Genomic DNA, 17,388 nt, shown 5'->3' with positions numbered 1-17,388 from the left:
CCACCGGGACAGCCTCCGCATGCCTCCCCCCGAGGCGCACTCCGGCCGCACCACCGCCATCGCCGTCACCGCGGCCGCCGGGGTGGCCGTCCTCGTCACGGGCTTCGTCGCGTTCACCCTCCCCCGCGCCCGGCGCCGGGGCTGGCGCCCGGGTGGTTCGGCACCCTGAGGGCGGCCCCGCGGCGGGAACGCCCCCTCGTACCCCCTTCACGCGTCCGGACCCCAGCGCACGCGCCCGTGCGGCACAGGCCCGCGGCGCGCGGCACAGCCCGATGGCCGCCGCCGAGCAGCTCCAGTACGTGTCGAAGGTGGCCGGGGCGACCGCGATCGCATCCGCCGGCCGTGCCCCGGCTACTGTCCCGTTTCCCGGGCCGCCGCTTGCGCGGCACCGAGTCCAGGACGAGGTCGTAGGAATGGCCGACGAGATCCCGCACCGTCCCCGTGGTGATGCCCTGACCCGCGCCCACGGAGATCCAGTGCCGTTTGTCGAGGTACCGCCCGGGAGTGACGCAGTCGTGCTCCTGCCGCAGGTACCGGGCGCGGTCGGGCTCGGCCTTGACGGTGATGATCTGCTCGTCGGGATCGTCCGTGGTGATGTCCTGGAGCCGCTTCCCGGTGATCGTCATCGTCGCTCCGCCCGGACACGGGTGCCGTACGGTGCGCAGCACCGCCCCGGGCGGGCCCGGTTCCCCTACGGGCTCATGGGATCTTCACGGAGCTGCTCGGCGGGCCCTGTGCCGGTGTACATGCCGTGCGCGGTGCCGCACAGTGCGGCTGCCGGTCCGCCAGCTACGCCGGGTTCCATGCTCATCCAACCTCCGCCGTATGTCCTCGCTGCCTCAACCCAGGGAGGTAGACGCTCGAGCGGACTTCGTACCTCGGCTACCGCGCCGGGTGGACACGGAAAGAAACTCCTGCTGGATGTCGTCCTTGAGTGCGGGGCCTAGCTTTTGTACGTGCCGTCACGAGCGGCAGACCAAAGGGGCCGGCACTGCCTGTCCTCCAACGGCTCACCGAGGGGCAGAAGATGAAGAGAACGAAGCGGATCACGTCGTTACTGGCCGGCGTCGTAGTGGCTTTCGGAGTGGGTCTCGTACCCGCCCACGCTGCTGCGGAACAGAGCGCTGACACCTGCCTCGGCGACTGGGCGTTCGACTACCAGTCAGCCCCGGCGAGGGACAGCTCCAGCAACGCCTTCTGGCCCCCGTCGGGCTACACGCGGGTTGCCTACGGTTCACCGTGCAACGACATCAACATCAAGACCAATCACGACCGCACGGTCATAGTGTGCGGTCGTACGTGGTGCGGCGAACCGGTCCGTGCCGAAAGAGGCAAATGGACGGTCATCCACCACAACACGACCGAGGGCGCCGAGTACTACATCCAGTTCAGGGGCGTGAACGCCAGCACGGGATGGATCGCGGACTGACGTCTGCCCTGACGTACCGGGCGGCCGACGGCGCGAGTGCCGGCTTCCGCCACTGCGGATGCGCTGCCGGCTGTGGGGCGGGCTACGCCCGCGCCCAGTCGAATCCGAGCAAAGCAAGCTGCTGGAGCTGGTCGGGGGGAGCTTCCGGCGCCGCGACCGCGCGGGACGTGAGGTCTTCCCCCGTGGCGGCTCAGCCATGCGGCACATTTTTTTCAGGCGCCGACTCACCTCCTCTCAGCTGATCATGCCCGCAGGTCAGCCGGCTGTGACGCCATGTCGGCCCGTCGCGGTGAACCGCGTGTTCCCGGTGGACCTGCCCAGTCTGGGCGTCCTCGACCGAGCGGACGTACGCCGTCACGACACGGGCCGCCGGGACCTCCTCCATGCCGGCGAAGAAGGGCCCGTAGAGGGGCAGGGACTCCTCGGCCACCGTCGGGCTCACGGACACCCGGGTGTCCGCTGTGTCCCGGGTGCTGGCCCCTGCCGCCACGGTCTACCTCGCCCGACCCGCCCACCCCACGCATCCGCAGACGGAGGACTTCCTCGCGATGGTCCGGGAAGCCGTGAGCGCCTGAAGCCGGACACACCGGCCGGGCGGCTCTCGCCTTCTACCGGGGCCACGTCGCGTCGGTGGTCCGCGCCCGGCGCGCGGTGACCGAGCTGCCCGACCGTGCCCCGGTACGGTCAAGGCCAGGTCGGGTCGGCGCGGTGGCGGGTCCTCCTGCGCTGGGGCGGCGCCGGAGACGGCGACGCCTGCCTCCTGGAAGCCCTCCAGGGTCGCGGCGGTGGTTTCCCGGGGGCGGCAACCGGCGCGCTCGGTCCCTCACAGTGGACCGTCGATCTCGGCGTGTTCGGCATATTCGGCGTGGGAGGCTGGGTAGCGCCCACAGGGCCGGTGCCCAGGACGCGGCGCGACCGGCGGAGCCGCCGGGAGGGCCTTGATCCGGGACGCTGTTGTTGTGTCCGCTTCCCTCCACCACGCGTACCACGGCGCCTGTGCCGCGCCGAGTTGGGAGTTTCGGCAGTGCTTTTCGACGTGACCCGCAGAGAGCTCGCGGACATCTTCGGCGAGGACCGGCTCGCGACGCTGCCCGCCACCGCCTTCCCGCCCTTCAGCGCGGACACCGAGGGCGCCCGCCTCCTGCAGACCGTCGGCGTTCCCACCGGGACGCTCCGGCTGCGTGAGCCCGACGAGGACTTCGGTCGCCTGCCCCTCGTCCAGGACGTCGTCGACGCCGGGGACTTCGAGGACGCCTCGCAGGGCGCGGGCGAATGGCCCGTCATCGGCTGGCTGCTCAACGCCCACCTCGCTCTCGACCCCGGTTCCGGCAAGGTGCACGCCTTCGACGCCGACGAGGAGACCGTGCGGGAGCTCCACACGGACGTCTCCTCCCTCCTCCAGGTGACCCTCCGGTTCCAGTGCCTGCTCGAGGAGTTCACCTTCAGCGGCGACGACGGCGACGAGGAAGCCGACTTTGAGCGTCTGGACCGCGAGGTCGCGCGTGTCCGTCAGGAGACGAGCAGCATGGACCCGCTCCCCTTCCAGGACGACGAGACCGTCTGGTCGGTGGTCGGCGAGGAGATCGCCGCGGGCCTGCGCTTCAGGGGCAACAGCCCGGGAGCCCGCTCGCTCTACGGGTGATCGCCGGCCGATGTCGCCCACGAACCGCGCGGTCGGTGCGGTGTGCCGGCCGCCTTCCTGCGAACCGGTCTCCTCCTCGTCCTGCCCGACCGCTCCGCACTCAGCCCGGCCCCGGCCCAGTGGCGCGTCGTGTCGCGTGGAAGGCCGGCCGGCTCGGGCCTTGGGCAGCGTGTGCGGGGCGCTGATGTGGTTCCCAGCCGCCCGGGGGGCTGAGGCGTGGCGCGGCGTGCCGGGCCCGTGGGGGTGGGGCGGCGTCCGTCGTCCTTCGGCTGATCCACGATCACGCCGACGCCTCGCAGCGCCTGGTACGTCGCCCGGTCCCGCGGGGTCGTCCGCTTCCAGCTTCGGCCCGTCCGGCGTCGCGTACGCAGATCAGCGCCAGGCTCCAGGCGTTGCGTGCGCGGACCGCGTCACGTCGAAGGCGGACTCCGCGGCACGCGGGCCCGGCCCGATCCGGACTCGCGTACCGGGCCGGCTCCGCTCCGTCGGCCGGTCCGTCGCCGTCGGTGTCCGCCCGCACGAGTGAGGACCTGAGCTGTACCTCGCGCTGGTTCGGCGCCTTGTCGCCGTCCGGGTCCTCCCCGCCGTCCTGGGCACGTCGCCGTCGGTGTCCGGCATCCCGGATGCGCTGTTCGAGCCGACCGACGCGGTGCTGTGTGCGGACGGCCCGGTCCGCTCGCTGGTGGGGCTGTCATGCCCGACGACCTCGGACACAGCGGACCGGCTCCTCTCGCCGGCCTCGCCGGAGCCCGGGCGGTCGGCGTCAACCGATGACGGCCTGCATCTCCCGCTGGATGATCTCCTGGAACGGCACGTCGTCGTAGTTGCCGAGGATGACACCGACCCAACCGGTGTCCGGGTAGATGTTCCAACTGGCGACGCTGCCGGGGTTGACACCGGCCCGCCCGTTCACCCATTGGCCGTTGACGAGGCTCACCGGCATCATGTAGGCCGCGAACGACGCGTCGGCGGGGGTGGCCCGGCCGCCCCGCAGGCCGCCGCCCTGCGGGGCGAGGGGGATCTTGGCCCCGGTGAACAGCTCGGCGTAGGGCCGGTCCAGTACCGTGCCGTCGCCCAGCGCGTGCGCGAACCGGACCAGGTCCGGCGCGGTGGCGAAGCCGCCGTCCCCGGGAGGATCGATGAAGCCGCGGGCCGGGTTCTTGCCTGGCTGGAGCGGGTCCGGGCTGCCTTTGTCCAGGTTGCGGACGGCGTCCACCCGGCTGCCGTCGGCCTGCCGCATGTACGAGTGCGCGATGTGCGCGTCGGTGAGCCACTGCGGCCTGGTGTAGAACGCTGTGCCGGTCATGCCGCAACGAGCGAAGATGTGTTCCTCGACGTAGTCCCAGTACGTCATGCCGGTCACGGCCTCCACGATCAGCGCGGGGATGGCGACCTCGGCACCGGCGTGGTCGGTGGGAGTGCCGGGGGCGGCCACCGGCTTCGCCTGCCTGGCCCACCGCTCGTAGAACTCGTGCACCTCCTCCCGGCTCTGGAAGACGCGTTGCAGGTCCTCCTCCGGGGTGTTCAGCCCGGAGGTGCCGGAGAGCAGGTGGTGGATGGTCACCTTCTCGGCGATCTCCTCGGGGAAGCCCGTCAGGTAGGTGCCCACCGTGTCCGACAGCTTCACCTCGCCCCGCTGCGCCAGTTGCAAGACGGCCACCGCGCCGAACGGCTTGCCCGCCGAGGAGAGGTTGAACGCGACGCCCTCGTGGTTGCGGATCCCCTTCTCCCTGTCGGCCATGCCGTAGCTGCGCGACAGCACCGTCCGGCCCCGGTGCGACAGCAGCACCACGCCGGAGAACTTGTCCTCGGCGGCCAGCCGCGCCACGTACCGGTCGTAGGCCCCACCGGGCCGGGTGTCCGGCGGGATGGCGTGGGGATCCGTCGAAGCGGGGACGGCGCGGCCGGGGTGAGCGTCCGCCGGCTGCGCACCGGCCGCCGCCACGCCCGCGGCCGCCAGACCACCCCACCTGAGCAGCCGCCGCCGGTCAACCCCACGTACGGAATCCGAGTCCATGATCACGTCCCTTCCTGATCGCCGGACCGACCGTGGATACGCGGTGGTCCATGGCTCCACTGAAGACGGATGACCGTTGCGGTGGCGTATGCGCTTTTCGATACGCCCGCGACAGGCCTGCGACAGGCCCCCGACAGGCCCGCCCCGAGACCCCGCGGTACCGGCACAGGGACCGGCGCGGCCCCCGATGGAATGAATCGGGATTCCACACCGGGGCAGTGAGCCCGCACCGTGTCGCCGTGTCGCTACGGTCGGAGTGCCCGAAGGAGCGGACGGTCCCGGTCGGCGCCGGCGCCCTTGGAGGTGACTTCACGGGGAGCGCCGGGTCGCGAAGGAGACCGGCGAGGCAGCCGGCAGGATCCTGCGGCTCCACCGGTCCCGGCTCCTCGCAGGTCACGGCTTCCGCGCCCGAAAGCCGTTTCAGTCGCGGTTCGCAGCTGGAACCACGGCACCGAGACCCTCGGCGGTGGGCCCCGCAACTGTCAGCGAACCAGAAGGCGCACTGGTGACAACGAAGGTGAACTCCATGAACACGCCGACACATGCGCCGGTCAACTCGCACAACGAGTGGGACCCGCTGGAGGAAGTCATCGTCGGGCGTCTCGACGGCGCGACGATCCCCTCGAACCACCCGGTCGTCACCTGCAACATCCCGCCATGGGCCGGGCGGTTGCAGCGGCTTGCCGCCGGCTTCAGGTATCCGCGCGTGCTGATCGAGCGGGCGCAGCGGGAGCTCGACCAGTTCATCGCTCTCCTGCAGTCCCTCGGCATCACGGTCAGACGGCCGGAAGCGGTCGACCACAGGAAGCGGTTCGGCACGCCCGACTGGTCGTCGGGCGGGTTCTGCAACACCTGCCCGCGGGACAGCATGCTCGTGGTCGGCGACGAGATCATCGAAACCCCGATGGCATGGCCGTGCCGGTATTTCGAGACCCACTCCTACCGACCGCTCCTCAAGGACTACTTCCGGCGCGGCGCGCGCTGGACGGCAGCGCCGAAACCGCAGCTCACCGACGAACTGTTCGAGGCGGATTTCCGTCCCCCCGCGGCCGGCGAGCCCATGCGCTACATCCTCACCGAGTTCGAGCCGGTCTTCGACGCGGCGGATCTCGTACGCGCCGGACGCGACCTGTTCGTGACAAGGAGCAATGTCACCAACCGGATGGGCATCGACTGGCTGCGCCGCCATCTCGGTCCCGGCTACCGGATCCACGAGATCGAGAGCCGCTGCCGTACACCGATGCACATCGACACGACGTTCGCCCTGCTCGCGCCGGGCAAGGTGCTGGTCAATCCCGAGTACGTCGACACCGACCGCCTGCCCGGAGTCCTGCGGTCGTGGGACGTCCTCCGCGCGCCGGAGCCCAACCCGGTCGACGAGCGCCTGCTCAAGATCACCTCAATGTGCGGCAAGTGGCTCAGCATGAACGTTCTCATGATCGGCGAGAAGCGGGTGGTCGCGGAGCGGCACCACACCGACATGCTGCGCGCCCTCGAGAAATGGGGGTTCGAGCCGATCCCGTGCGATCTGATGCACTACGCGCCGTTCGGCGGCTCGTTCCACTGCGCGACACTCGACATCCGGCGTCGAGGCACGCTCGAGTCGTACTTCGACTGATCGAGTACGGCGGTGCTCCCCAGGCGCGGTGACGACCCGCCGGTCGTCCGTGTCGCGACGGCCGGCCCTGCTCCGCGCCCGCGGCGAGGGCGCGTCCCGGGGCCGGGCTCAGGTGGCGGGCGCCGTGGTGAAGAGCGCTGACGGTTGGCCTTCACAACCGGCACGTTCGCATAACCGTCAGCGTCAGGGGGCGAGCCCGGAGTGGCTGGTGGCGCGGTCGGTACCGGCCGCGGCTCGAACGCCACGAAGCCCTGTGCGCGGAACTCGGCGAGCGGCCTGCGGACGTCGCGCCGGCCCGGCTCCCGCACAACCCGGCGGTCGCGGCCACCATCGTCGGACCGCGCCCCCGAGCAGCCGACCGATTCGCTGCGGGCCCCGCACCTGTCCCTGCCGTCCGAGACCCGCCGTGCGCTCGACGAGATCTGGCCGGGCCCCGGAGGCGAGGCTCCCGAGGCGTACGCCTGGTGGCCCCGGCCCCCGGCGCGCAAGGCGCCAAGGCGGCCGCCCGGCCGGGCACCGCGTCGCCGGGAACGACGCCCGGCACTGTGGCGGCCCGCCCCACAGCCGCGCGCCCCCACCACCGGTGTGGGCCACCAGGAGCGACGTGGGCCTGCCCGGTGACGTGCACGGGACCGGTCAGTCGAGCGCACGCAGCGCCAGCCGCGCGAACCCCGTAACGCCCCGCCAGATCCAAGCGAGCAGTCCTCCCGCCTCGGCCAGGTCGGCGGCGTCCGCAGCGGTGTCCGTCCAGTCCGACTCCGAGCGGCGGCACCGGGAGCAGGAACGGGGCCAACTGCGCTTGCGCGCACCGCACTTCTTGCACTTCGCCATGACCGCATTCTCCCCTACCAGCGCACCCCTGCTTCGACGCCTCCTGATCGCGGTCGACCGCACGGCTCTCAGTTGCCCGTCCAGCCGCCCGGGGTGATCCGGCAGCGCACCCGTGGAACCGATCACCGCATGCCGAGGCGCCCCTGGGCCGCGGTCGGCCCCCTGGAGTCAGCCTCGCCGCCGTCGCGAGGTACAGCACGGCGGACACGACGCGCGCCGGCGTCGCGGCGTCCTTCCGGCCGATCAGCGGATGATGGCGACCGGGGCGTCCCAGGCGTTGCGGTCGACGGTGATGGTGTGACCGCCGCGGGTCTCCTTGCTGTTGGCCTTGTACTGGTGGCCGCGGCTGTGGTCGGTGTACAGCTTGGGGTTCCAGGGCCAGTCCTTGGTGGTGGTCTCCTGGCCGTTCCACAGGGCGTACCAGAGGTTGCCCGGCAGGTCGGTGCGGTTCTTGGCGGTGGCGATGGCCTTGGCGCTGGAGCTGCTGAAGCCGTAGAGGCCGGCGCGGTAGGTCTTGGCGCGCAGGGTCTTGGTGAAGGAGCGCACGTAGGTGAGGGTGGCGTCGTTGCACGCCTTGTCGGCGATGTCGTACGACTCCATGTTGAGGTAGATCGGGCTGCCGGCCTTCATGCCGAGGGCCGAGGCCTTGGCGATCGCGTCGTTGGCGTTGGCGGCCCCGACCGAGGCCGCGGTGGCCGCGGTGAACCTCTCCTTGTTCCGGCTCTTCTGGCAGGGCGGCTGGGCGCCGACGTACAGGGGGATGACCCGCCAGCCGAGTGTGTCGACCGACTTCACCCAGGACTTGGTCAGGTTGGGCTGGGCGCAGCCGCGGTTCCTGCCGCCGACGTAGACCGCGACGCCGCCGTAGTAGGCGTCCTTCTTCCACGCCTTCATCGCGGTGAGCGAAGGCGCCGTGCAGGCGTCGAACGCCCGGCCCGTGTAGGTCTTCTGCGCCGGCCACGCCGTAGCGGCCATCGAGGTCTGCGCCACGATCCCGCCGCCGGCCACGACGACGACACCTGTCGTGGCCATGGCTATGTAGCGGCCTTTTCTGGACAACCGGTGCTTCGGCATTTCCCCACCCCATATACGATCCGGCTCCGGCTCCCCGGAGCCCGCCCAGCTTAGACCGTGCCCCACGTGGTGGGCGGACGAGCCGTTGGGAGCAGCGGGGAGGGCGGCGGGTCCGAAAAGTGCCAGGGAGTCGGCCTGCGGCGGGCGGCCCAGTCGCTCGCTGGGCTCGACTCCCTTGCGCGCGATCCGCGATCCGCGATCCGATGCGCCTGCCGCGTGACCCCATAAGCGTTGCCGCGTGGAGGTGCTGGGACTTGAAGTACCGGCCGCGACGAGGGCGTGGACGACCACTTGACCGGCGGCCGGGGGCGATGAGCTCGTCCACGTTGGCCACGTGCCAGTACGGGGCCCCGGCGCCGGTTTCCAGCCGCGGACTCATCGAACTCTCCACGGGTGACACCCGGCTCCGGCCCGGGGCACGCGAGCAGTCCTGAGCCGCTCGTTTCGGCCAATCCGCCTCCGCCGCGCACTCATGCGCCGCAAGGGTCGGTGCACTGCACACCTTCAAGGAACCGCTCAATCCCAGGGTGCCCAACCCGACCGAAAGACAGGTGTTCGAAATCGCGGCGGCGTCGTTGGGCACGTGGACAGCGCCGGCCCGTCCACGAGGGGGAACACATTGACGTCGGTCGCACCAGACAACGACAAGGCGGAGAACCCGCCGAAGGCCACGCCCACGGACGGCATCTCGGGCGCGGAACGTGAGCTGTACGGGGGTCGATTGCGCTACGACCACGCATTCGTCCGCCACGAAGGCCCACTGACCCGGCTGGGGTTCGGGCACATGGCGGCGGCGCTGCCGCGGATGGCCGGCATGGTGCTGCGCACCGGCTGGGACGCGGACCGGCGGGCACTCGCCGGGGTCGTGGCGGCACAGCTCGGGCAAGGCGTGACGGCCGGATGGGGACTGCTGGCGGTCAACAGCGTCCTCACCCGGCTGTTCGCCGACGGTCCGACCGCGGACAAGCTCCGCGACGCGCTGCCGTCGCTGGCGGTACTCGCCACCACGGCGATGGCCACCGCGCTGCTGTCGGCGTGGTCGACGGCCATGTCCGGCCGGCTGGAGCCACAGGTGGAGCGGGCGGTCTCCGCCCGGTACTACACGGCCGTCACCGGCGTGGAGGTGGAGGCCACCGAGCGGCCGGAGGTCCAGCGGGTCCTGGAGGCGGGCAGGTTCGGCACCGACTCCGCCCGGAACATGCTCCGGCTGTCGGTCGGCGTGGGGAACGTGCTCATCGGTATGGCGGCGGCCGCCGTGGTCCTGGCGTCGCTGCACTGGATGCTGTTGCCGATGCTGCTGGCGATCGCCCTGCCCAAGGGATGGGGGGCGGTCCGCTCCGCGCGACGCGACTACCTCTCCCGCCTGGCCTGGGTCGACCACCGCAGGGCGATCGCCTCCCTCCTGGCCTACTTGACCCGCCCGCACGCCGCCGGGGAGATCCGCGTCCACGCCGCCGGCACGAAACTGCTCTCCAGCTACGAGGAGATGTCCCGCCAGACAGAGGCGGAGCAGCGGCGACTCGCCCGGGCGCAGGCCTCCACGGACCTGGTCGCGGGCGGTTTCGCCGGTCTCGCGTCGCTGGCCTGTTACGGAGTGCTGTGGTGGCTGCTGGCCAGTGGAGGGCTGCCGCTGGCAGTCGGCGGGACCGCGGTGATCGCCATCCGCACCTCGACGGCACGGCTCACCTCCCTGGTGCAGCAGGTCAACCGGCTGTACGAGGAGTTGCTGTTCCTCACCGACACGGAGGACGCCATCAAGGTGGCGGCGGAGAACGCGATCCCGTGCTCCGGCACTCCCCTGCCCGTGCCCGTGCGGGAGGTGCGGACGGACGGACTGTCGTTCACCTATCCCGGAGCCGACTCCCCCGCCCTGCAGGGCGTGAGCGTGCGGGTCCCCCGGGGGAAGGTGACGGCCCTGGTGGGTGCGAACGGGTCGGGGAAGACCACCTTGACGAAGGTGCTGGCCGGGCTTCTCCTTCCGACGGAGGGGAACGTGTGGTGGGAGGGAGGAGCGGGCGGGCCGGTCGAGCTCCGCGAGGCGGACCGCGCCCAGGTGTTCGCCTCGGTCGGCGTGCTGGCGCAGGACTTCCCCCGCTGGGAGATGACCGCCGCCGCCAACGTCGCCATCGGCGCCGGTGACCGCCCCCGGGACATGGACCGCGTCCGCGACGCCGCCCGGGCCTCGGACGTGCTCACCCTGATCGAAGGCCTGCCGCACGGCTGGGACTCGATCGTGTTCAAGGGCTACGAGCGCGGTGTCCAGCTCTCGGGCGGACAGTGGCAGAAGCTGGGTACCGCTCGAACTCGGTACAGGCGGGCGCCTTTCCTGCTGGTCGACGAGCCCACCAGCGCTCTGGATCCGCATGCGGAGATCGCCGCGTTCGAGGGGCTGTGGTCCCTGGCGCAGGAGGGGCACGCGGTCGTGCTCGTCACCCACCGGCTGGCCGCGACCATGAAGGCCGACCACATCTACGTCCTCGATCAGGGGCGCGTCGTCGAGGACGGCACGCACGCGGACCTGATGGCCCGCCAAGACGGCCTGTATCACGGCATGTTCACCGCCCAGGCCGCCCAGTACGGGCTCGCTGCGACGGCCGACACGCTTCCCGGCCCCCGCGGCATCCAGCCCTCCGACCACGAGACGGCGAGCTGACCCACCGCGACGTCCGACCGTCTCACCGGCGTCGGCCACCACGGGGTGGCCGCGATTCCCGGCCGGCAGCAGGGCGGTAGTCACCCTCTGCCGATCCGGGGAGCGATCCTCGTACGTCCCCGGAGCCGCCTGGTCAGGCGTGCTCACGAGCACTCCGCAGACGCTCACCGGAGGGCGACCGACGGCCAGTGGCCTGTCTCGCCGGGCCTGCAGGGCGGGTGGCGGCTCGCCGGCGTGCGGGCGGGCTGGGACCACGCCGTATTGCGACGGACCGTCCAAAACGGTCCCGGCCTGGCCACGATCCTGCCCGACCCGGCCCGCCGCACCACCCCGGCCACCGGCCCCGCCCCGCTGTCCGCCCCTGTCCGGTGAAGGGAACGCGTTCGCACCCGCTGACCGGTCGGCAAGGACGCGACGGCGGACGCCGGCTGAGGCGACGAGCTCCTGGGACCGCGAGCAGCCCGGTGAGACCTCCGCGAGAATCCTGCCGGGGTCGCGCCCCCACGGGACACGCGCGTGGTCGTACGCCGTGGGGCCGGTGCTCCGGTGCAGGGCGGGCCCCGTGGCGGACCCGCCCTGCGCCGGCTCTCCTGCTTCCGGGCTCAGGGACGGTGGAACCGCACCTCCGGGTGGGCCGGGTCCGGGCCGTCCAGGAGCGGCTGGTCCCTGCCCCGCAGGTGCTCGTCGAAGAAGGCGGCGACGTACGCGCGGGTGACGGTCACCGCGCGGTCGGCCGGGAGGTCACCGCCGGGGAGACCGAAGTGGCCCAGGAGCACGGGCGCGTCGGAGAAGCCGAGGTGGTCGGCGCCGTCAACGGTCAGCCAGTGCTTCTCCCCGCTCAGGGCCGCCCAGGTGGTGTCCCAGGAGGTGTCCTCGCCGCCAGGCCGGTGGAACTCGTCGGTGCCCAGCAGCAGGAACGGACGTCGGCCCAGCCCGTCGGCGGGCAGCGTGTCCCAGAACGTGCCGTCCATGTTCACCCCGGCGTCGATACGCCGGTCGGTGGCCATGGCGCTGACGGCACTCGCGCCGCCGACCGAGTGGCCGGCCATGCCGATCCGCGTCCGGTCGATGGAGGACGCGTACCGCCACGCGGGCCGGGGGCCGGTCAGCCGGTCCAGGACGAACCGGGTGTCGGCGGCGCGGGCCCCGGTCACCAGGTGGCCCTTGGTCCAGTCGTTCTCCTCCATGACGGTGCAGGCGACGCAGGTCAGGGTGCGCCCGCCCGGCACCGACGTACCGGACGACTCGTAGGCGTGGTCGAGCGAGGCGACGACGTAGCCGCGGGAGGCCAGGTCCACGGCGAGGCTGGTGAGGGTGAACCGCGGCATGCCGAAGCCGGGCGAGAGCACCACCAGCGGGTGCCGCCCCGGAGCGGGACGCGCGTCCACCGCGCTGTGCGTGCGGGCCCGTGCCACCTGCCGCACCGACGCCGGGTCCTCGACCTGCACACCCTCCAGCAGCAGCCGGGCCTCCTCCTGGGTGGCGTACGGGGCGGGGCGGCCCGGTGTGTGCCGGGCGGACGCGGGGTAGTGCAGGGTGACCATGAGTTCCCGGCCGTCGGCCTCGGGCACCCAGGGGTCGGTGCGGGAGTGGTCCACGAGGTGGAGGACGGAACTCCCCACCCCGTACGGCCCGGTGGGGGCCGGCAGCCGCATGCGCTCGGCCGGCCGGTCCGAGGTGGTCGTGGCGGTGCGTGGGGAGGCCGGTGCGGCGGTGGCGGTGGCGGTGGCCGGTAACGCGACCGCGCAGGCGAGGAGGGCGGCGGCGGCCGCCCTGGTCAGCTTGTTCATGCCGGAGACGCTACGGTCCCGGCTCCGGGCCCCGCGTCCTTCCGCGGTCCCAACCACTGCCGGAGCCGTACACCCCAGGTCGGATGCCGGTCTCCCCCGGGCGGCCGGAGGCAGTGCGCGAGCGTACCGGCCGGCCGGTCCGGCCGCGCGCGAGCCGCGCGGAGGCGGCCGTGGCCGTGGTCGCGGTGCGCCGGGTGGCCCACCGCGCCCGAGGGCACCTGCGGGCGCGGTGGTGAGCGAGAGCCGGCACCCGATCCTCGGAGCACCGCGTCGTCCGGCCCCGGGGTCGTAACGGCTCGGAACCGGGCGGCACCCTCCACCCGCCGTCGACGGCCCCGGCCGCGTCCGTCCGCCGTGCCGCCGTCGTACCTTCCCGCCGCTCGCGACGGTGGGTGCGCCGCACCCAGGAAGCGCCCACCCGGGGGGACGGCGACCTGGTTGCGTCCCGCCGCAGGGCCGAAGGTGGAGCCATGACCGACAACGACACGCCCCGCGATCCACACGCGTACGTGGGGATGTGGGTGACCGCGGACGGCTGCATCCGCCAGGAACTGCTGCCGAACGGCCGTTACGACGAGGCCCGGGGCAACCGCCGGAGCGCCTACACCGGCCGCTACACCGTCACCGGCAGCCACCTCGACTACGTCGACGACACCGGATTCACCGCCACCGGCGACGTCCGCGACGGCGTTCTCTTCCACGAACACCTCGTGCTCTACCGCGAGAACGACCCGCGCGCCCGGCAGGGAGCCCGGCCATGACCGGGTCCCGACTGCACGTGGCCTGAGCCGCCACACCCGGCACGCGATCGCCCGCCGCCCGACGGCGGCACGACCGGTCGCGACAGCCCCAGCCAGTCCGTCGAACGACAACGCGACGCCGTCTCGCCCTGTGCAGCCGACGCGGTGCGAGGAACGACCCGCCACGTCGGTCGCCACCACTCCGGAGGAAAGTCCGAGTCCATGAGCCCTTCCACCAGCCAGAAGATCGTCCTCGTCACCGGCGCCAGCAGCGGTATCGGTGAGGCAACCGCCGAACTGCTCGCCGAACGAGGCCACCATGTGGTGCTCGGAGCCCGACGCACCGAACGGCTCGAAGAACTCACCGGGAACATCCAGGCAGCCGACGGCAGCGCCGACATCGCGCCGAGGGGCGCCCCTTGAGGAGGACGGACAGCGGCATGACCCACCAACGGAACACCCGGCAGACCACCGCCTGGATCGCTGACGGACGGATCGACTGGGTCTGCTTCGCTCTTGTCACCGCGACCCTCGCCCGGGTCGAGTACGACGCCGCCTGACCTCCGCGCCACCGCGCTGCCCGTCCTCGGCATCCTCATGTGGCGTACGCCCCGTCCGGCCGCCACTCCGCCTGCGCAAGCCGAACGCGCAGCCCGCCGACGCCCAGTAGGAGCCGGATGCGGTCGGCACGCCGGGCTCGCCGTCCCGACGCCCCCTCCTTCCGCGTCAGGCCGACGACCTCGCTACTGTGCCCGCACCGTCGCGGCGAGGGCCTGTTGTGCTCCGACAGCAGGCGCGGGCGTACAGGCCCTGGTGCCAGGACGTATGCGGGGGGCCGGGCCGGCGGTCGATCAGGCGCAGAAGCCGGGGACTGGTCTTGTCGTGCCCCGCGGGAACACCGCGGCGCTCCCGGGGCGCCCGGGTGAGTCTGCGCAGGTGGTCGTGTGCCTCGCCGTCGAGGTGGCGGACGACGGCGCGGGCCCCATCCTCGTGATCGGCAACACCGGCGACCCCGCCACCCCCTACGAGGGAGCCAAGAAGATGGCGGACGAACTGGGTGAGGGTGTCGGTGTCCACGTCACCGTCGACGGTGAAGGACACTGCGCCTACGGCGTCAACGGCTGCCTGACCGGCCTGGTCGACAAGTACCTGCTCGACGGGACAGTCCCGGAGAACGACACCATCTGCCTGTGACGGACGGCGCCCTCGCCCGGGAGGCTTCGTCAGAAACGCGTCGCCAGGAGCACGTCGTGCTTGGCGGCCGACGGCGCGGCACTGACAGCGCAGGCCGTCTACCGCGGCGCAGGCCTCCGGCGACGCACGGCAGGAGCGGCTTTCCCCGAGCGCACCTCGCGACGACGAGCACCTGTGTCCAGCCCGACCCCCGGTCGCCCCTGTGCCGTCGACGGCCTCCACCGGGTCGTCCGCCTGCATGGCGGCATCGATCAGGCCCGCGATGAAGTCGCCCGCCGGCGCCTCCGCCTCGTCATGCACGAGGCAGTCACATCCCGGCTCTTCACCCACGGGCCGGCCGGACGCCGAGGGTGCCGAAAGCGGACACCTGCCGACCACAGCGACGGTGTGGCCGACAGGACTACGGAGCCGGGTGGGCTTTCGTTGTCCGGCGCGCTCCGGCCGCCCTGAGGACTGCGGCAGTGTCGGGGTGGGGGCCGTGGTCCGCCCAGTCCAACGGGGACCAGCCCGCGCCGTGGTCCTCGCGGAGGTTGGGATCGGCGCCGTGTGCCAGCAGCTCCCGGACAGCTGCGGTGTGTCCCCAGCAAGCCGCCGCGCACAGCGGTGTGCCCTCCGAACCGGGGCCCCTGCTTTCAGTGTCGGGGAGAGCCCCGGCCTCCAAGAGCAAGCGGGCCACCTCGGCCTCTCCCTGCACCGATGCCAGGTACAGAGGAGTGGTGCCGTCGGCGTTCCTTCCCTCCGGACTCGCTCCGCTGCGCAGCAGGTTCTTCACGCACCTGGCGTCACCTGACAGGATCGCCTCGAAGAGGCGGTGGGAGAGCTTCTTCCGCTGCCGCTGCTTCATAGCCGACGAGGCTAGCGATCAGGGGCACGCCGGAGCCACTCATATCCGTCCGTTGATCATTGCCACCGGCACAGCACAGGGCTGGAGTGAGGTTGCCCAAAGGGGAGAGGGCCTGGTCCGGGCCCAGGCGGCCGTTCGTGTCCCGCTCGTACCGGCCGTGCGGATTCACCGGCGGCTACGGCCGCGTCCGCGTCGAGGTCCGTGCCGTCGACCGCGCCCCCGCCCCGCTCGACGGCCCGCTCACCCGCCTCCGGCCGCCGCTGGAGGCGGGGTCCTGGCCGTGCCGGGCCGCGAGACGGCCGACGGCCCTCTGCACCGGCCGGGACTGCAACTGGCGGATGAGCCAGGCGTTGACGCGGATGCCGCGTTCCGTCCGCGGCGCCGCCCGCCCCACCCGGCTGGGGGACAGCCCGCTGGGCGGCGTCGGTGCGGGGACGCACAGATCCTCGCCGTACACGGGGCCGGTACGCGGGAGGGCCGGTCAGCGCCGCCGCCCCGCCCCGCCCGCGACCGTCGCGTGCGCCCGTGCCGCGTCCGAGTACGGGACCCACGGTGCCGCACTTCCGAAACGCTTGCGGAATACCGTGCCGGGGGTCGCGAACGCCACGTCCACCGCGTCGCGGTCGACGGCGGTGCGGGCGGGACGCCTGGGAACCTTCCGGTACCCGCACGCACGTATGAGGCCGACGGCCGATTTCCAGCTGTCCGCGGCCACCACCACCTCGTCGACGGCGTCGCAGGCGTTGCTCGCATCGGCCAGGACCGCGCAAGCGACCACCGTGTCCTTGATCGTGACCTTGGCGCTCATGCCGCTCATCTCTGCTCCCCTCGGTGACGGCGGGGCCGCCGCTGCCGCACGGCCCCCGAAGTCCGCAGGCGTAGCCCGCCGCGTCAACAGCGCGGTGCGGGCCCCGCCGGAGTGCGACGCTCAGCCTCCTTCGAGTTCCCGGCGCACGGTGGCGGCGATGCGGGTGAGTGCCGCCCCGAGGTGACGGCGCTGAGCGGCGCTGAGCGGATCGAAAACGAGCCGCTTGACCTGCGCGACGTGTTCCGGTGCGCTCTCGACGAGCTTCTGCCGGCCGGCGTCGGTCAGGGTGGCCAGGGTGTAGCGGCCGTCGCTGGGGTCGGGTCGGCGGGCGACGAAGGCGCGGGCTTCGAAGCGGTCCATCACCTTCGACAGGCGGGGCTGGGTGCTGTCGCAGACCCGGGCCAGGTCGCTGAGCCGCATCGTGGCCTCGTCGGCCATGGACAGCCGGGCCAGCACCCCGTACTCGAAGTTAGAGATGCCCGCGTCTCGCTGCAGTTGGCGGTCGAGGGCCGCCGGGAGGGCGATGACGACCGTGAGGAGTGCCTGCCACAGGTCCTGCTGGTCGTCGTCGAGCCAGGGTGACTGGGTGTTCATGAGCCCATCCTACGTGCCCGAGCACCTCGCATCACTTGCCTAGGCAACTCTTGATGAGCTACTTTCCAACTTGCCCAGGCAAGCGAAAAGACTTGCCTGGGCAAGTGAAGGAGCTGATTTCGATGCCCCCTGCGAGCAGCCCGGCCTCCCACCC

14 protein-coding genes and 2 pseudogenes are annotated in these 17,388 nt (G+C 72.2%); 8 read left to right on the top strand and 8 right to left on the bottom strand.

All coding sequences use genetic code 11. The features are described from left to right. Positions 1 to 113: 113 nt before the first annotated feature. Positions 114 to 626 carry an MmcQ/YjbR family DNA-binding protein gene (locus KUM32_RS28670; RefSeq protein WP_217144879.1) on the bottom strand — a complete coding sequence of 171 codons (513 nt, stop codon included), beginning with the start codon at positions 624 to 626 and terminating at the stop codon, positions 114 to 116. 401 nt (positions 627 to 1,027) lie between these two features. Here KUM32_RS28670 and KUM32_RS28665 point away from each other — a divergent pair, with 401 nt between their 5' ends. The 3 genes from KUM32_RS28665 (at position 1,028) to KUM32_RS28655 (ending at position 3,071) form a co-directional block, all read left to right on the top strand. After that, positions 1,028 to 1,429: a hypothetical protein gene (locus KUM32_RS28665; RefSeq protein ID WP_217144878.1), complete on the top strand. Its 402-nt coding sequence runs from the start codon at positions 1,028 to 1,030 to the stop codon at positions 1,427 to 1,429. A 452-nt stretch (positions 1,430 to 1,881) separates the two neighbouring features. After that, a complete protein-coding gene (locus tag KUM32_RS44775; RefSeq protein ID WP_302185192.1) occupies positions 1,882 to 2,004 on the top strand; it encodes a hypothetical protein in 123 nt (40 codons plus the stop codon). Between the two features lie 449 nt (positions 2,005 to 2,453). Beyond that, positions 2,454 to 3,071 carry an SUKH-4 family immunity protein gene (locus KUM32_RS28655; protein ID WP_217144877.1) on the top strand — a complete coding sequence of 206 codons (618 nt, stop codon included), beginning with the start codon at positions 2,454 to 2,456 and terminating at the stop codon, positions 3,069 to 3,071. 763 nt (positions 3,072 to 3,834) lie between these two features. On the opposite strand, the gene KUM32_RS28650 is transcribed toward KUM32_RS28655, so the two are convergent. Next, positions 3,835 to 5,088 (bottom strand): serine hydrolase, encoded by a 1,254-nt coding sequence (locus tag KUM32_RS28650; protein ID WP_217144876.1) that lies wholly within the window; start codon positions 5,086 to 5,088, stop codon positions 3,835 to 3,837. Positions 5,089 to 5,614: 526 nt separating this feature from the next. Here KUM32_RS28650 and KUM32_RS28645 point away from each other — a divergent pair. Beyond that, positions 5,615 to 6,706, top strand: coding sequence for an amidinotransferase (locus KUM32_RS28645; protein ID WP_217144875.1), 1,092 nt, complete (start codon positions 5,615 to 5,617; stop codon positions 6,704 to 6,706). 636 nt (positions 6,707 to 7,342) lie between these two features. Here KUM32_RS28645 and KUM32_RS28640 read toward each other — a convergent pair. After that, on the bottom strand, positions 7,343 to 7,537 hold the full coding sequence (locus KUM32_RS28640) for a hypothetical protein (protein WP_217144874.1): 195 nt from the start codon (positions 7,535 to 7,537) through the stop codon (positions 7,343 to 7,345). A gap of 243 nt (positions 7,538 to 7,780) precedes the next feature. After that, on the bottom strand, positions 7,781 to 8,611 hold the full coding sequence (locus tag KUM32_RS28635) for a glycoside hydrolase domain-containing protein (RefSeq protein ID WP_217144873.1): 831 nt from the start codon (positions 8,609 to 8,611) through the stop codon (positions 7,781 to 7,783). Between the two features lie 472 nt (positions 8,612 to 9,083). Between KUM32_RS28635 and KUM32_RS28630 the strand changes: the two genes are divergently transcribed. Further along, on the top strand, positions 9,084 to 11,264 hold the full coding sequence (locus tag KUM32_RS28630; protein ID WP_254406278.1) for an ABC transporter ATP-binding protein: 2,181 nt from the start codon (positions 9,084 to 9,086) through the stop codon (positions 11,262 to 11,264). Positions 11,265 to 11,866: 602 nt separating this feature from the next. Here KUM32_RS28630 and KUM32_RS28625 read toward each other — a convergent pair. Further along, the gene (locus KUM32_RS28625; protein WP_217144872.1) at positions 11,867 to 13,054 is read right to left on the bottom strand and encodes an alpha/beta hydrolase; all 1,188 of its coding nucleotides are present in this window, start codon (positions 13,052 to 13,054) and stop codon (positions 11,867 to 11,869) included. Between the two features lie 470 nt (positions 13,055 to 13,524). On the opposite strand from KUM32_RS28625, the gene KUM32_RS28620 reads away from it, so the two are divergent. The 3 genes and pseudogenes from KUM32_RS28620 to KUM32_RS43915 form a co-directional block, all read left to right on the top strand. Continuing rightward, the gene (locus KUM32_RS28620) at positions 13,525 to 13,815 is read left to right on the top strand and encodes an Atu4866 domain-containing protein (protein ID WP_217144871.1); all 291 of its coding nucleotides are present in this window, start codon (positions 13,525 to 13,527) and stop codon (positions 13,813 to 13,815) included. 201 nt (positions 13,816 to 14,016) lie between these two features. Next, a pseudogene (locus tag KUM32_RS28615) lies at positions 14,017 to 14,190 on the top strand (SDR family NAD(P)-dependent oxidoreductase); the annotation flags it as partial. 561 nt (positions 14,191 to 14,751) lie between these two features. Then, positions 14,752 to 14,988 (top strand): annotated as a pseudogene (locus tag KUM32_RS43915) (alpha/beta hydrolase); the annotation flags it as partial. A gap of 400 nt (positions 14,989 to 15,388) precedes the next feature. Here KUM32_RS43915 and KUM32_RS28605 read toward each other — a convergent pair. The 3 genes from KUM32_RS28605 to KUM32_RS28595 form a co-directional block, all read right to left on the bottom strand. After that, positions 15,389 to 15,832 (bottom strand): ankyrin repeat domain-containing protein, encoded by a 444-nt coding sequence (locus tag KUM32_RS28605; RefSeq protein ID WP_217144868.1) that lies wholly within the window; start codon positions 15,830 to 15,832, stop codon positions 15,389 to 15,391. A gap of 481 nt (positions 15,833 to 16,313) precedes the next feature. Further along, a complete protein-coding gene (locus KUM32_RS28600; RefSeq protein WP_254406277.1) occupies positions 16,314 to 16,649 on the bottom strand; it encodes a hypothetical protein in 336 nt (111 codons plus the stop codon). Between the two features lie 111 nt (positions 16,650 to 16,760). Beyond that, entirely contained in the window at positions 16,761 to 17,234 is a 474-nt protein-coding gene (locus tag KUM32_RS28595; protein WP_217144867.1) for a MarR family winged helix-turn-helix transcriptional regulator, read from the bottom strand. Positions 17,235 to 17,388 lie beyond the last annotated feature (154 nt).

It is taken from the genome of Streptomyces sp. AC627_RSS907, from assembly GCF_019049165.1.
Note: the sequence above shows the minus strand (reverse complement) of the source record. Positions and strands in the feature narration are given on the sequence as shown.